At 58.7% G+C, this 14,423-nt stretch carries 9 protein-coding genes; 2 read left to right on the plus strand and 7 right to left on the minus strand.

Annotated features, from left to right (window positions below):
• The first annotated feature begins 165 nt into the window (after positions 1–165).
• Both TX23_RS21360 and leuA read left to right on the plus strand, forming a co-directional pair.
• Complete coding sequence (locus TX23_RS21360) at positions 166–4,134, plus strand: membrane-targeted effector domain-containing toxin (protein ID WP_244885973.1); 3,969 nt, start codon at positions 166–168, stop codon at positions 4,132–4,134.
• Between the two features lie 364 nt (positions 4,135–4,498).
• Positions 4,499–6,178 carry a 2-isopropylmalate synthase gene (leuA, locus tag TX23_RS21365; protein ID WP_057703912.1) on the plus strand — a complete coding sequence of 560 codons (1,680 nt, stop codon included), beginning with the start codon at positions 4,499–4,501 and terminating at the stop codon, positions 6,176–6,178.
• 198 nt (positions 6,179–6,376) lie between these two features.
• Here leuA and TX23_RS21370 read toward each other — a convergent pair whose 3' ends face one another.
• The 7 genes from TX23_RS21370 to ispG all read right to left on the minus strand — a co-directional run bounded on the left by TX23_RS21370 (position 6,377) and on the right by ispG (position 14,422).
• Complete coding sequence (locus TX23_RS21370) at positions 6,377–7,168, minus strand: amidohydrolase (protein WP_057703913.1); 792 nt, start codon at positions 7,166–7,168, stop codon at positions 6,377–6,379.
• Entirely contained in the window at positions 7,156–8,304 is a 1,149-nt protein-coding gene (locus TX23_RS21375; RefSeq protein ID WP_057703914.1) for a pyridoxal phosphate-dependent aminotransferase, read from the minus strand. The genes TX23_RS21370 and TX23_RS21375 overlap by 13 nt, the downstream gene beginning before the upstream one ends.
• 134 nt (positions 8,305–8,438) lie before the next feature.
• Positions 8,439–9,908 (minus strand): ribosome biogenesis GTPase Der, encoded by a 1,470-nt coding sequence (der, locus tag TX23_RS21380; RefSeq protein WP_057703915.1) that lies wholly within the window; start codon positions 9,906–9,908, stop codon positions 8,439–8,441.
• A 264-nt stretch (positions 9,909–10,172) separates the two neighbouring features.
• Positions 10,173–11,324: an outer membrane protein assembly factor BamB gene (gene bamB / locus TX23_RS21385; protein ID WP_057703916.1), complete on the minus strand. Its 1,152-nt coding sequence runs from the start codon at positions 11,322–11,324 to the stop codon at positions 10,173–10,175.
• The gene (locus TX23_RS21390; RefSeq protein ID WP_003194010.1) at positions 11,317–11,958 is read right to left on the minus strand and encodes a YfgM family protein; all 642 of its coding nucleotides are present in this window, start codon (positions 11,956–11,958) and stop codon (positions 11,317–11,319) included. The genes bamB and TX23_RS21390 overlap by 8 nt, the downstream gene beginning before the upstream one ends.
• A gap of 41 nt (positions 11,959–11,999) precedes the next feature.
• Positions 12,000–13,289, minus strand: a complete 1,290-nt coding sequence (gene hisS, locus TX23_RS21395) for a histidine--tRNA ligase (RefSeq protein ID WP_057703917.1) — start codon at positions 13,287–13,289, stop codon at positions 12,000–12,002.
• Between the two features lie 23 nt (positions 13,290–13,312).
• Positions 13,313–14,422, minus strand: coding sequence for a flavodoxin-dependent (E)-4-hydroxy-3-methylbut-2-enyl-diphosphate synthase (ispG, locus tag TX23_RS21400; protein ID WP_003175952.1), 1,110 nt, complete (start codon positions 14,420–14,422; stop codon positions 13,313–13,315).
• Position 14,423: the final 1 nt, after the last annotated feature.

Below are 14,423 nucleotides of genomic sequence, written 5' to 3' on the forward strand. Positions count from 1 at the left end.
GCGTTGGCAGCACGATCCCAACAACAAACCCTGAGCACTTCTGCAGTTACCGCTTCCTCCTCATCACCCACGTATTCTGGTACGACACCCGAGCTAACGCCCGCCCCCACCTACGCTCCCGACACGCCCCCTGTCCCCACTTCACCCGGCATCGCCAGAGCGCAAATGCGTTACCCCAAGCTGGAGAAGCACTTCAAACCCAGCAAGCAGTTAGCCTACACCGTTGAACACGGCCTGTTGACGCAGGACATGCAGCGCCTGCACAACCAACAGCCGAGCTTCAAAACCTTCATACAGGCGCAACTTGAACACGCATTTCCCGACGTCAGGCCTCTGAATGCCGAGACAATGAGCGTCAATCGTTACCGCGTTGACGGCGATCGGGAATCACTGGCGTCGTCCGAACCGTTGATGACCGCCCTGGCCAAGACGGTTCAAGATATCCTGGCCAATCCCAACAAGCTGATGCGTCCTGAACGCGACATAAAGGTCGAATTCACTCATCGCACAAGCCTGGCCGACCTGGCAATGCCAGCCGCCACCGCAGGCACATTGCAAAGCATCGCCCGCAGCATCGCCACGCAATACCCGCAGGCAATTGAACAGTACTGGAACACCCCCAGCCCGGTTCATGAAGACCCGCGCAAGCACGAGTCGCCCCTGAATCAACTGCTGACGTTGCACAAACGCCAATTGTCGAGCCTGGCCGCCCTGCGCTTCAGTGATCAAACCCTGAGTGCAGAGAGCAAAGCCCTGATCGACGACGCGCTGCGATACCCCACCCTGGATGCCCGTGAAAAAAAATTCGCCCATGGTGATCGCCTGGGCGTGTACCCCATCACAATCGATGACCAAACCGAGCGCGGAGCGATGCTGGCGGGTGCGTTTCTCATCACCAAAAGCGACGGCTCACATGCCACATCGCCTACATGGCCAAATGGGCGCGCCCTTGAGCTCAACGACACCAATGGCCCCGTCGTGTTGTACACACCCGGCGAAGGATTCGAAGAGTTTGCAACACCCGCGCAGGCACGCCAGGCGTTGGCCGACCGGCTGGACCAAGGCGGCACTCAGGCCGAGCTGCTGTTACAAACCCTGGCACCCTCCCTGCAAAACAGAGCCGATGGTTTTTCCGGCGATGACCTGATGCGCAGCGTCTTGCCGTCGTCCGGGGATGTGTTGGCAGAAGCTGTGCCCTGGATGCTCAGGCGCCAGCAAGCAGAAATCAATGCGGGTTTGGGCAAAGCCTTGGCGCCAGGCAATACCCTCAACCCTTTGCTCGACAGCACATCACTGCAAGCCATAGATAATGCCGCTGACTGGTCGTATCTGCTCGATGGCAGCAATGCGATGCTGGCCCGAGATGCGAAACTGGCTGACAAAAACCAACCCGAGTGGCTGAAGAACCTGACCCCGGTGCAGGAAACCGTGTTTTCGCATTTGGAACGCGTGCAAGACAAAAGTCTGGATACGCTGGCGCCGCTGCTCGAAAAAATCCCGTCCCTGGGAGCCTTCTCCCGCGACAGACTGAATGCGGCCATCAACCAGCAGTACCCGAACGCGAAAGTCGATGCGGATCAGTTAAAGGTGCAGGTACACACTCGTACCGGCATCCACGGGGGTCGGGGCACTGGCGAGCCCCTCTATTCCAAACAGGACTCCGTCTCTCTGACCGACTTGGCGTTGAACAATCCCAGTGGCTTTCCAGCCATAGAGAGAGGCAAGTTTTCCGATATAAAAATGACCTTGCGGCTGCTGGACACCCAAGGCGAGCCCGTCCTGGACTTGGCCGGCAAGCCGGTTACCCTGGACACCGACGACCTTAAAAAACTGGTCAATGACACCGATGTCGGCGGCGAGTACACCAAACTGCTTAAACGGGAAATGGCCACGGACACCGAGTCGGGCAGCGCTGCGCAATTGCGTACAGCGTGGAAAGCCAGCCTGGAAGGCGCCATGTTCAAAGAGGCGTTTTTGGCCGAGCTCAATCCCGACGCTTACAAGGAACAAGCCCACGAAAACACCACCACCAAGCGCGCGGCGCAGTGGGTTGACGCGGTAATGGAGCACCCCGATCCCGCCACACGCCCCCAGGTCGATGGAAAAAACATTGTCGCCAACAGCCTTGTCCACCGAGGGTTGGCGGTGCAAGGCGTGATGGTGATCGGCAATCAGACGGACTCGTCGCTGGTGCTTTACACCCCCAAGGCTCCCGACGGCATCACCTTTCGTGAAGTGGCGGACCATAACGCCCTGGACACCCTTCTGGCTAAAGGCGAATGGGCGTCCTATATCGCGAAAAGGAAATCACCCGTCAGTAAAGATGACATCGCGCAATTTATGGACGCGCTTAAAAGCACGGCGTACAACCCCTCGAACCTGATCTCCCCCGAACTGATAATTTCATCGGTCAAGCTATTGGGCAGTGCGATAAGCCTGAAAGCCATCGATGGCGACGTTCAAGATCATCTGTACAAACAACACGTACAGATGGTGATCGACCGAGCTGATCATCAATCCGTCAGCAGTGCGGAAGTGGCAAAGCAATCCACCCTCAACAAAATCGAGTTCGGCATTGAAGTGGCTTTGATCTTTGCGGACCTGATACCTGTGGTCGGCAAAGGTGTGTCCACAGGTGTTCGCCTGGGCAAAGCCGGTGTGACTGCGCTGCGCGCCAATAGCAGAATATTGCCGCACCTGATCAAAAAGCCGGGCTTGGCACGAGCGATCTACAGTGATTTCACCCTGGCGGCCTCAGGCATTACCAATCTTCGCGCCGCACCAATGCGGCCGGTATTGCGATCCACCGGTCTGTCCGGCCCGCTTGCACCGCGCTCGGGTCCCAGAGCGTTGCCGTCGCCCCCCAACCCACCTTTGGCAGGTGCGTCCACCAGCAGCGGTATCAGCACCATCGCTACGCGCCCTTCGACCACCGCCGCGCTGCCAAACCGCGACCTGAGTGCCTACACCGTGCCGAACGAGGTCATCAGCGAGCAGCGCCTGAGGCCCGACGGCACTTATAACGTGGGGGACAATTGGTATGTGCGCTATACCGACAGTACTGGTACGAACCGGGTTTATCAGATCGACTCGGTATTTCATGCGCGCAACGGGCAGGTCAATATCATCGATCCCAATGCCCCACCGACGGCGCCACGCGGCAGTAGAATCGTGGCGTCCCTGCAATCGGCTGGGAACGGGGAGTGGCGGTTGAGTGAATTACCTGGAGGAAGGGGAAAAAGGGGCAGAACTGCACCACCTTCCGATGAGTATGTGGACCGCATGCTCTCGGGGACGGCAACTGAAGACATTACCGGGGGACCGACAGTCAGCAGACCACTAAGGCGGTGGTTCACACGCGATGTGAATAACTACTACAACGACCTGGCAACTAACGGGTTACCTGCACGGCCAACCATGCCAATAATGACGATCAACAGCGCACCTGAAGAGGCCATTCGAAACACCCTCTCTCAACCAGGTGTACGTGGTTTAGTGGTTGGAGAATTGCATGACGAACCAGCCGCTTTTCAATTGGTTATCGATCAGATGAAAAGCTTGGCAGATTGCGGTGTCACGACCCTTTACCTTGAGGGCGCCATTTATCCGCCAAGCTTTACAGGCGTAAACCATGCGGACGTACTACCTTCCGAAGCGCACTATCTGATCGATCGCGCCTATCGCCAGGAATTCAGTGGCGGCCCGACCATGGCGGACGTCATCAGCGAAGCAAACAAGCATGGAATAAATGTGGTAGGCATCGAACACCCGCTATTGACTTCCCATGCGGATAATTATGCAGACTGGCAACGTAGACCGACTAAATTTTTCGAACGACTGAGAGAACTTAACTACTTCGCAACCCGTATCATTGAAAAACTCCCAGCGGGAGAAAAATACGTTGCGTTAGTAGGAAACGCGCACATGAATACTTACGGGGGGGTCCCAGGTATTGCTGAATTAACCGGCGGGGTCGGGATGTCCGTAACCCCGACCCTGAAAGGCGGCTCAAGCCTCGTCAGTCAACCGCCTAATACTCCACCTCCGCCGTTGAAATTCATGCATGGCACGAACATATATGACACTCCGGGAGACATTAGTATTGCCTACAACATCGACTCACTGACCGTTTGATCGCCTCGTGAGAGGAACGCTATGCAGCCAGCCGCTGCATAGCCGACCATTGCGCAATAGAAAACACATCAAGCACAAAAAAACAAAAAACACTAAATTAACGCAATAACAAATCTCAAAAGCGCAAAAAAATAGAAATCCTCTCAATTTTTTCTGATTACTTGCCATCCTCCCGCCCCGCGGTTAGGGTTGAATGCATGAAAACCTCACACACCCTCATTCAGCTCCGCCAGCACCGCAGCCTGTGCCTCGTCAGCGCACGACTGCCAGGCTGAATCGATCTGCCTCGTCTCTAAGCTTTATCCCCAATAACAGTTCTACGGCAGGCCGCCTTTTCTCGGCCCCTACAACAAAGGATTTCCCGATGAGCATGCTCAAAGACCCGTCTTCGAAGTACCGTGCGTTCCCGACCATCGATATCCCGGACCGCACCTGGCCATCGAAGACCATCACTCAGGCGCCGATCTGGTGCAGCTCCGACTTGCGTGATGGCAACCAGTCGCTGATCGAACCGATGGACGCCGCGAAAAAGCTGCGTTTCTGGAAGACCCTGGTCGCCGTCGGCGTGAAGGAAATCGAAGCGTCGTTCCCAGCCGCGTCGCAAACCGACTTCGATTTCGTGCGCACCCTGATCGAAGACAACCACATCCCCGAGGACACCACCATCCAGGTGCTGACCCAGGGCCGTGAAGACTTGATTGCGCGCACCTTTGAATCCCTGCGCGGCGCCAAGAAAGCCATCGTGCACTTGTACAACGCCACGTCGCCGTCGTTCCGCCGCATTGTGTTCAACCAAGACAAGGACGGCATCAAGGCGATCGCCGTCAACGCGGCCAAGCTGTTCGTCAAATACGCCGCCCAACAGCCAGAAACCCAGTGGACTTTCGAATACTCCCCGGAGACGTTCAGCGCCACTGAGCTGGAGTTCGCCAAGGAAGTCTGCGACGCCGTGATCGAGGTCTGGAACCCGACGCCCGAGCACAAGATGATCCTCAACCTCCCGGCCACCGTTGAATGCGCCACGCCGAACATCTATGCCGACCAGATCGAGTGGTTCGGTCGCCATATCAACCGTCGTGACAGCGTGATCATCAGCCTGCACACCCACAACGACCGTGGCACCGGCGTAGCCGCTACCGAGCTGGGCCTGATGGCCGGCGCCGACCGTGTCGAAGGCTGCCTGTTCGGCAATGGCGAGCGTACCGGCAACGTCGACCTGGTGACCGTGGCACTGAACATGTACACCCAGGGCCTGGACCCGCAACTGGACTTCTCCGATATCGACGGCGTGCGCAAAGTCGTCGAAGAGTGCAACCAGATCCAGGTGCATCCGCGTCACCCCTATGTGGGCGATCTGGTGCACACCGCGTTCTCCGGTTCCCACCAGGACGCGATCCGCAAAGGCTTCTCCCAGCAGAAAGACGATGCGTTGTGGGAAGTGCCGTACTTGCCGATCGACCCGGCCGACATTGGCCGCAGCTACGAGGCGGTGATTCGTGTGAACAGCCAGTCAGGCAAAGGCGGTATCGCCTACCTGCTGGAACAGGAATACGACATCAGCTTGCCGCGTCGTATGCAGATCGAGTTCAGCCAGGTGGTACAGGCCGAAACCGACCGCGTGGGCCTGGAAATGACTGCGCCGCAGATCTACGCCTTGCTGCAGCGTGAATACCTGCAAGCCAACACCCCGTACGCGCTGGTCAGCCATCGCTTGCAGGAAGAAAACGGCAACAGCTTTGTCGAGGTCGAAGTTTCCGGCAAGGGTCAGGGCGAAACCAACCTGCACTGGAAAGGCAAAGGCAACGGCGCGCTGGAAGCCTTGGTGGCCGGCCTGCCGATTGGCGTGGAGATCATGGACTACAACGAACACGCCATCGGCGCGGGTACCAATGCCAAGGCCGCAGCCTACATTGAACTGCGCGTGAACGGCGAGCGTCCGGTGCATGGCGTGGGTATCGATGAAAACATCACCACCGCCAGCTTCAAGGCGCTGTTCAGTGCACTGAACCGCTCGCTGAGCCAGTTGGAAGCCAAAGCGGCGTAACCGGCTGCTGAAATGCAAAAGGCCCCTGGGTGTGAATCCAGGGGCCTTTTTGTTTGGCGTCAGAGTTATAGTGTTTGTGGGGCCTTCATCGCGGGCAAGCCCGGCTCCCACATTTGGACTGCAGTTTTTCAGGTAACTCCAATCAACTGTGGGAGCGGGCTTGCCCGCGATGACGCCCTTGCAGGCGACAGATAAGCCTCAGACAAACTGAAAGCTATCGGCATCCAGGTTCGCCGGGAATCGTGTACGGTAAGCCGCCAGCTCCGCCGCATCCAGGATCACCTGGAACACCCCATCCGCCTCCCCCGCACTGAGCAAGGTTTCACCCTGGAAATCCAGCACTTGGCTGTCACCTGTATAGGCAAAGCCCTTCCCATCCGTGCCGACGCGATTCACCGCCGCCACGTAACACAGATTCTCAATGGCCCGCGCCGGCAACAGGCGGTTCCAATGCTGACGCCGCGCACCTGGCCAGTTGGCGGTGTACAGCAGCAAGTCGGTGTCCTGGGCATCACGGCTCCATACCGGGAAGCGCAGGTCGTAGCAAATCAGCGGGCGGACGCGCCAACCTTTCAACTCAAACAACACCTGGCGCTCGCCGGGGGTGTAGTGATCGTGCTCACCGGCCATGCGGAACAGGTGACGCTTGTCGTAATGCAGCACCTCGCCATCCGGCCTCGCCCACAACAGGCGGTTGCGGTGGCTGCCGTCGGCGGCCTGGATAATCACGCTGCCGGTGATCACCGCGTTGTATTTGGCTGCCTGCGCCTGGAGCCAGTGATGGGTCGGGCCGTGTTCCGGCTCGGCAAGGGCGGCCGATTCCATGGAGAAACCGGTGGTGAACATTTCCGGCAGCACAATCAGGTCGGCGCCGGTGGCCTGCTCAAGCAGCAGCTCAAAATGTTCAAGATTAGCCTGACGGTCATGCCACACCAGGCTGGTCTGGATCAGGGCGATATTCAGGTTGGGCAGTGCACTCAGATCACGCATAGTTTTTCCGCCGCTTGTCGCAACGTCTCCTCGCGTTTGGCAAAGCACAGACGCACCAGGCGCTGGCCTTGGGGTGGGTGCTGGTAGAACACCGAGACCGGAATGGTCGCCACGCCATGTTCGCGGGTCATCCACAGGGACATGGCGACGTCATCCAGGTCTGGGCGTATCTGCGAGTAATCCACCAGTTGGAAGTAAGTGCCGCTCACCCGGGTAAAACTGAAGCGGGACGGCGCCAGCAGGTCGCAAAACAGGTCGCGCTTGGCCTGATAAAAGGCCGGCAGTTCTTCCACATGCTCCGGGTGTTCGGCCATGAAGTCAGCCAAAGCGTACTGCAAAGGGGTTACGCCGCAAAAGTTGACATATTGATGCACCTTGCGCAGTTCAGCCGTCAGGGCCGGCGGCGCGACCGCGTAACCGGTTTTCCAGCCGGTCACGTGATAGGTCTTGCCGAAGGAACTGACCACGAAGGCGCGCTGATACAGCTCCTGATGGGCCAATACGCTGACATGGGCCACACCATCGAATACCAGGTGTTCGTAAACCTCATCGCTGATCAGGTAAATATCACGGTCGCGGATCAGTTCGGCCAACTGGTCCAGCTCGGCGCGGCTGATCAGCGCGCCAGTCGGGTTATGTGGCGAGTTGATGATAATCATGCGGGTACGCGGTGACAGCGCCGCCTTGATCTTCTCGAAGTCGAGGGCAAAGCCGTCCAGGCTCAGTTGCACATGCACACAACGACCACCGGCCAGCTCCACCGAGGGCTCATAGCTGTCGTAGCTGGGGTCGAACACGATGACTTCATCGCCATGACGAATCACCGCCTGAATCGCGCAGAAGATCGCCTCCGTGGCACCAGGGGTGATGGTCACCTCGCTGTCCGCATTGACCGTAGCGCCATAACTGCGAGCGATCTTGGCGGCCACCTGCTGGCGCAGCACGGGCAAGCCGGTCATGGGCGCGTATTGGTTGTGGCCCAGGGCAATATGCTTGCCTACTGCGTCGAGCAAACCTTGCGGGCCATTGAAGTCCGGGAAACCCTGCGACAGGTTGAGCGCGCCGGTTTCAGCGGCGAGTTGCGACATGGTGGTGAAAATGGTCGTGCCGACGTTTGGCAGCTTACTGGTGATCATCGGAGGCCCCTGCAGGTGAGCCCCAAGTTTTAAGCCGCCAATTGCATCGGGTCAAGGCACAAACGGTCGCGCACAAAAAAGGGCTCCAAAGGAGCCCTCTCTTGCAGCGTGTCGCTTACAACGCAAAGCTGCCGTTATTTCTTGTCACGGCGCTTCTTGTCGGCCTTCTTGTGGTGAGTCATCAAACGACGCTTCTTGTTCACCTGACGGTCGGTCAGTGTGTTCTTGTTGCCTTCGTATGGGTTCTCGCCACCCTTGAACTCGATACGGATCGGCGTACCGACCAGTTTCAAGACACGGCGGTAGGTGTTTTCCAGGTAACGGACGTAGGACTTGGGCACCTTCTCGATCTGGTTACCGTGGATCACGATAATCGGCGGGTTGGCACCACCCAAGTGGGCGTAACGCAGCTTGATCCGACGGTTGTTGACCATCGGCGGTGCGTGCTCGCCCACTGCGTCTTCCAGGATCTGGGTGAGGCGGTTGGTCGGCCAGCGGGTGACCGCAGACTTGAACGAGTTCTGGACGGACGCGTACAGGTTGCCCACGCCAGTGCCGTGCAGTGCCGAGATAAAGTGGATATCGGCGAACTCGACGAAGAACAAGCGACGTTGCAGCTCGATCTTGACGAAATCACGCTCGCTCGGCGTCATGCCGTCCCACTTGTTGATCGCGATCACCAGGGCGCGACCGGCTTCCAGGGCAAAGCCCAGCAAGTTGAGGTCGTGGTCCACCACGCCTTCGCGGGCGTCCATCACGAAGATCACCACGTTGGCGTCTTTGATCGCTTGCAGGGTTTTGACCACGGAGAACTTTTCAACTTCTTCGTGGATCTTGCCGCGCTTGCGCACACCAGCGGTGTCGATCAGCGTGTACTTCTCGTCGTTACGCTCGAACGGGATGTAAATACTGTCGCGCGTGGTGCCGGGCTGGTCGTAGACGATAACGCGGTCTTCACCGAGCATACGGTTGACCAGGGTCGACTTGCCGACGTTCGGGCGGCCGATGATAGCGATCTTGATACCGTCTTTTTCGCTCGGGCCAGGAATGCGCTTGGCTTCCTCACCTTCAGCGACGATCTCTTCCTCGCCTTCTTCTTCGTCGACATCATCCTTGGGGAAGTCGCGCAGGGCGATTTCCAGCATCTGGGTGATACCGCGACCGTGGGCACCGGCGACAGGGATCGCGTCGCCCAGACCCATCGGGCTGAATTCGGCACGGGCCGCCTCAGGATCGATGTTGTCGATCTTGTTGGCGACCAGATAGGAACGCTTGTTGCGCTTGCGCAGGTGCTCGCCAATCATCTGGTCAGCGGCGGTATAGCCCGCGCGGGCGTCCACCAGGAACAACACGACATCGGCTTCTTCAATGGCCAGCAGCGACTGCTCGGCCATTTTTTCGTCCATGCCATGCTCGTCACCGGAGATACCACCGGTGTCGACAATAATGTAGGAGCGCCCTTGCCACTTTGCCTCACCGTATTGGCGATCACGGGTCAGACCGGACAAGTCGCCGACAATGGCGTCGCGAGTCCTGGTCAGGCGGTTGAACAAGGTGGACTTGCCGACGTTAGGTCGGCCCACCAGGGCGATTACGGGAACCATGCGGCTCTCCACTTCGTTATTTCAGAAAATACAAAAGCCGCTGCAGGGCAGCGGCTGGTGCTCGGGGCGGCATTTAACATGCCACATGCCCTGCTTCTGCCCCCGCCACTGTAGGAGCGAGCTTGCTCGCGAAAAAACCGAGAACGACGCGTTTATCCAGAAAACCCGCGTTATCGTTGACGTCCTTCGCGAGCAAGCTCGCTCCTACAGCAACAGGCCTTGAAACAGGGCCGCCTGGGGGTTACCCCAAGCATAGTCAAACCTTTACTTGATGGTCAGGGCTTCCAGCTTGCCGCCGTTGCCATACACATAAAGCATGTTACCCACCACCAGCGGACGCGCACGCAGGCCGTCGCTGTCGATACGCTGGCGACCAACAAAGCGACCATCCACCTGGCTCAGCAGGTGCAGGTAACCTTCAAAGTCACCGACCGCTACGTAGCTGGAAAAGACTTCCGGTGCCGACAGTTGACGGCGAGCCAGCGAGTCGTTGCTCCACAGTGCAGTGGTGGAACGCTCATCGACACTTTCAACGGTGCCGGATGCCAGGCTCACATAGACGCTGCCAAACCCTTGGGCGACACCCGCATAACTGGAAGCATCACGCTGCCAGTTGATGCGACCGCTTTGCAGGTCCAGCGCAGCAACACGGCCCTGGTAGGTGGCGACGTAGATCGTTTCACCCGACAGCAGCAAGCCGCCGTCGATGTCCACGACACGATCCAGTTCGGAACGGCCTTGCGGAATAGCCACACGGGTTTCCCAGGCCGGCACGCCGTTCTGGGTATTCAAGGCAACCACTTTACCGGTCGACAGGCCAGCCACGGCGAGGTTGTTGGTCACAATCGGACCACTGGTACCACGCAGCGTCAACACCGCCGGGGTGCTGTCGTACAACCAGCGCTGGTCGCCAGTGGAGGCATCCAGGCCGATCACGCGGTCGTCCTGGGTTTGCACCACAACGATATCGCCGTTGGTCGCCGGTGCCGAGAGCACTTCACTGGTCACGCGAGCGCGCCATTTCTCTTCGCCGGTGCTGGAGTCGAGTGCGACCACATCACCTTTGAGCGTGCCGATCAACACCATGCCGTAGCCGACACCCACACCGCCGGAAACCGGCAGTTCGAGGTCTTTCTTCCACTTGACGTCGCCGCTCATGCGATCCATGGCAACCACGACGCCAGTGGAATCAGTGGCCACGATGTTGTCGCCGTCGATCGCCGGCTGCAACAGGTTGTAGAGGTCGCCCTGCCCATCACCAATGGATTGGCTCCATTGTTTTTGCAGGACTACTTCTTCCTTGAAGCTGGTCAGCTCGGCAGGAGGCAGTTCTTTTTTGCTGTTGCTGCTGCAACCCGCGGCCAAAACGGCCAGAGCCAGCAATGCTGCATGTTTCCAACGGATCACGTCACGCATCCCCTTTGGCCAAGTCGTCGAGCTTGATTTGTAAGCCACCGACCGCCGCTTCATCAGACAGCGCCGCCTTGGCTTTTTGGTACGCAGCATGGGCTTCGTCGGTACGACCCAATTGGACCAACAGGTCGCCCTTGAGCTCTTCGCGAGTGGCCACGAATGCCTTGTCAGCATCGCCGTCGAGCAGTTTGAGTGCTTCGTCAGCCTTGTTCTGTGCCGCCAATACCTGTGCCAGGCGCTGACGTGCGATTTCACCCAGGGTCGGGTTGGTCGGTTTGTCGGCAATGGCCTTCAGTTCGGTGGCGGCGTCATCCAGCTTGCCGGTATCGACCGCGACTTTAGCGACGAACAGGCTGCCGTACTGGGCATAGGTGCTACCGCCGAATTCGTTTTTCAGCTTGCCGGCCAGGTCTGCCACCTGCGCAGGGTCAGGCTTGCCGTCCGGCGTCAGGGTAGTTTCCAGCAATTGCTGATAAACGATCGAGGCACCCTGGGATTGGTTGGCCTGATACTTGGTCCAGGCTTGCCAGCCGAACACCACCACTAAAGCCAGCAGGCCGCCAGTGACCAGGGGCTTGCCGTTACGCTGCCACCAGTCCTTGAACTCGGCCAGTTGCTCATCATCAGTACTCGACACCCCAATACTCCTTAATCGCTAAATTCGGCTGTTCGACAGCTTCAACCCTGCACGACGCAGGTGGCCAAGTGCGCAGCGAGCGCATCAAAGGCAATGTTCTGTTGTTCACCCTGGCCACGCAGGGGTTTGAAACCTATCACTTGCTGGGCCAATTCGTCATCGCCAAGGATCAGTGCATACAGCGCACCGCTCTTGTCGGCTTTCTTGAACTGGCTCTTGAAGCTGCCGGCGCCGGCATTGATCTGCAAGCGCAGGTTCGGCAATTGGTCGCGTACTTTCTCGCTCAAGGCCAGGGCGGCCAGTTCGGCAGCCTCGCCAAAGGCACAGAGGTACACGTCTACTTGACGGGAAATTTCTTCGGGAACCTGCTCCAGGGTTTCCAGCAGCAGGATCAGCCGCTCGATGCCCATGGCAAAGCCTACGCCCGGGGTCGGCTTGCCGCCCATCTGTTCGACCAGGCCGTCGTAGCGGCCACCGGCACACACGGTGCCCTGAGCGCCGAGCTTGTCGGTGACCCACTCGAATACGGTCTTGCTGTAGTAGTCGAGGCCACGCACCAGTTTGGGGTTGATCACGTAGGGAATACCCGCTGCATCCAGGCGAGCCTTCAGGCCCTCGAAATGCACCCGGGACTCGTCGTCCAGGTAATCGGCCATTTTCGGCGCATCGACCAGCACGGCCTGGGTGTCGGCGTTCTTGGTATCCAGGACGCGCAACGGGTTGGTCTTCAGACGGCGCTGGCTGTCTTCGTCCAGTTTGTCCAGGTGGGCCGACAGGTACTCGACCAGGGCTTCGCGATAACGCCCGCGGGACTCGCTGGTGCCCAGGCTGTTGAGTTCAAGCTTGACCGCATCACGGATGCCCAACTGGCCCCACAGGCGCCAGGTCAGCACGATCAGCTCGGCGTCGATGTCCGGGCCGTCCAGGTTGAAAACTTCGCAACCGATCTGGTGGAACTGGCGATAGCGGCCTTTCTGCGGCCGCTCGTGGCGGAACATCGGGCCGATGTACCAGAGTTTCTGGGTTTGGCCACCACCGGTGATGCCATGTTCCAGTACGGCACGCACGCAGGCGGCAGTGCCTTCCGGACGCAGGGTCAGGGAGTCGCCGTTGCGGTCTTCGAAGGTGTACATCTCTTTTTCGACGATGTCGGTCACTTCACCGATGGAGCGCTTGAACAGCTCGGTGAACTCGACGATCGGCATGCGGATCTGCTTGTAACCGTAGTTATCCAGCAGGCGCGCGACAGTGCTTTCGAAGTAGCGCCACAGTGGCGTCTGCTCCGGCAGGATGTCGTTCATGCCACGAATGGCTTGCAGAGACTTGCTCACATCAAATCCTTAAATTCGTTCAATCAGCCGCGAGCGATCAGCGCTGCGTCAGCGGCGACCTTCTCGGCCGCTTTCTCGCGGATCAGCTTTTCCAGCTCATCCACCAGATTGTCATTCGTTAGCTTCTGCGACGGCTTGCCGTCGATGTAAATCAGGTTCGGTGTACCGCCGGTCAGGCCCACATGGGCCTCTTTGGCCTCACCCGGCCCGTTGACCACACAACCAATCACTGCGACATCCAGCGGCACCAGCAGGTCTTCCAGGCGCAACTCCAGGTCGTTCATGGTTTTCACCACGTCGAAGTTCTGCCGCGAGCAGCTCGGGCAGGCAATGAAGTTGATACCACGGGAACGCAAACGCAGGGATTTTAGAATGTCGTAACCGACTTTCACTTCCTCAACGGGGTCTGCCGCCAGGGAGATGCGGATAGTATCGCCAATCCCTTCGGCGAGCAGCATACCGAGACCCACCGCAGATTTCACTGTGCCTGAGCGCAAACCGCCCGCTTCGGTGATACCCAAGTGCAGCGGCTGCACGATTTCCTTGGCCAGCAAGCGGTAGGCTTCTACCGCCATGAACACATCGGAGGCCTTTACGCTGACCTTGAAGTCCTGGAAATTCAGGCGTTCAAGGTGTTCAACGTGGCGCAATGCCGACTCAACCAGCGCTGCCGGAGTTGGCTCGCCGTATTTCTTTTGCAGGTCTTTTTCCAGGGAGCCGGCGTTGACGCCGATGCGGATTGGAATACCGCGATCACGGGCTGCGTCCACCACGGCACGCACGCGGTCTTCACGCCCGATATTGCCGGGGTTGATACGCAGGCAGTCCACACCCAGCTCGGCCACGCGCAACGCGATCTTGTAGTCGAAGTGAATGTCGGCAACCAGCGGCACCTTGACCAACTGTTTGATACGACCAAAGGCCTCGGCTGCGTCCATGTCTGGTACGGAAACTCGCACGATGTCCACACCGGCCGCTTCCAGACGGTTGATCTGGGCCACGGTGGCCGCCACATCGTTGGTGTCGCTGTTGGTCATGCTCTGCACTGCGATAGGGGCATCGCCACCCACCGGCACCGAGCCGACCCAGATCTTGCGCGATACGCGACGTTTGATTGGAGATTCGCCGTGCATG

This window comes from Pseudomonas paralactis (assembly GCF_001439735.1).
In the GTDB taxonomy this organism is placed as follows: domain Bacteria; phylum Pseudomonadota; class Gammaproteobacteria; order Pseudomonadales; family Pseudomonadaceae; genus Aquipseudomonas; species Aquipseudomonas paralactis.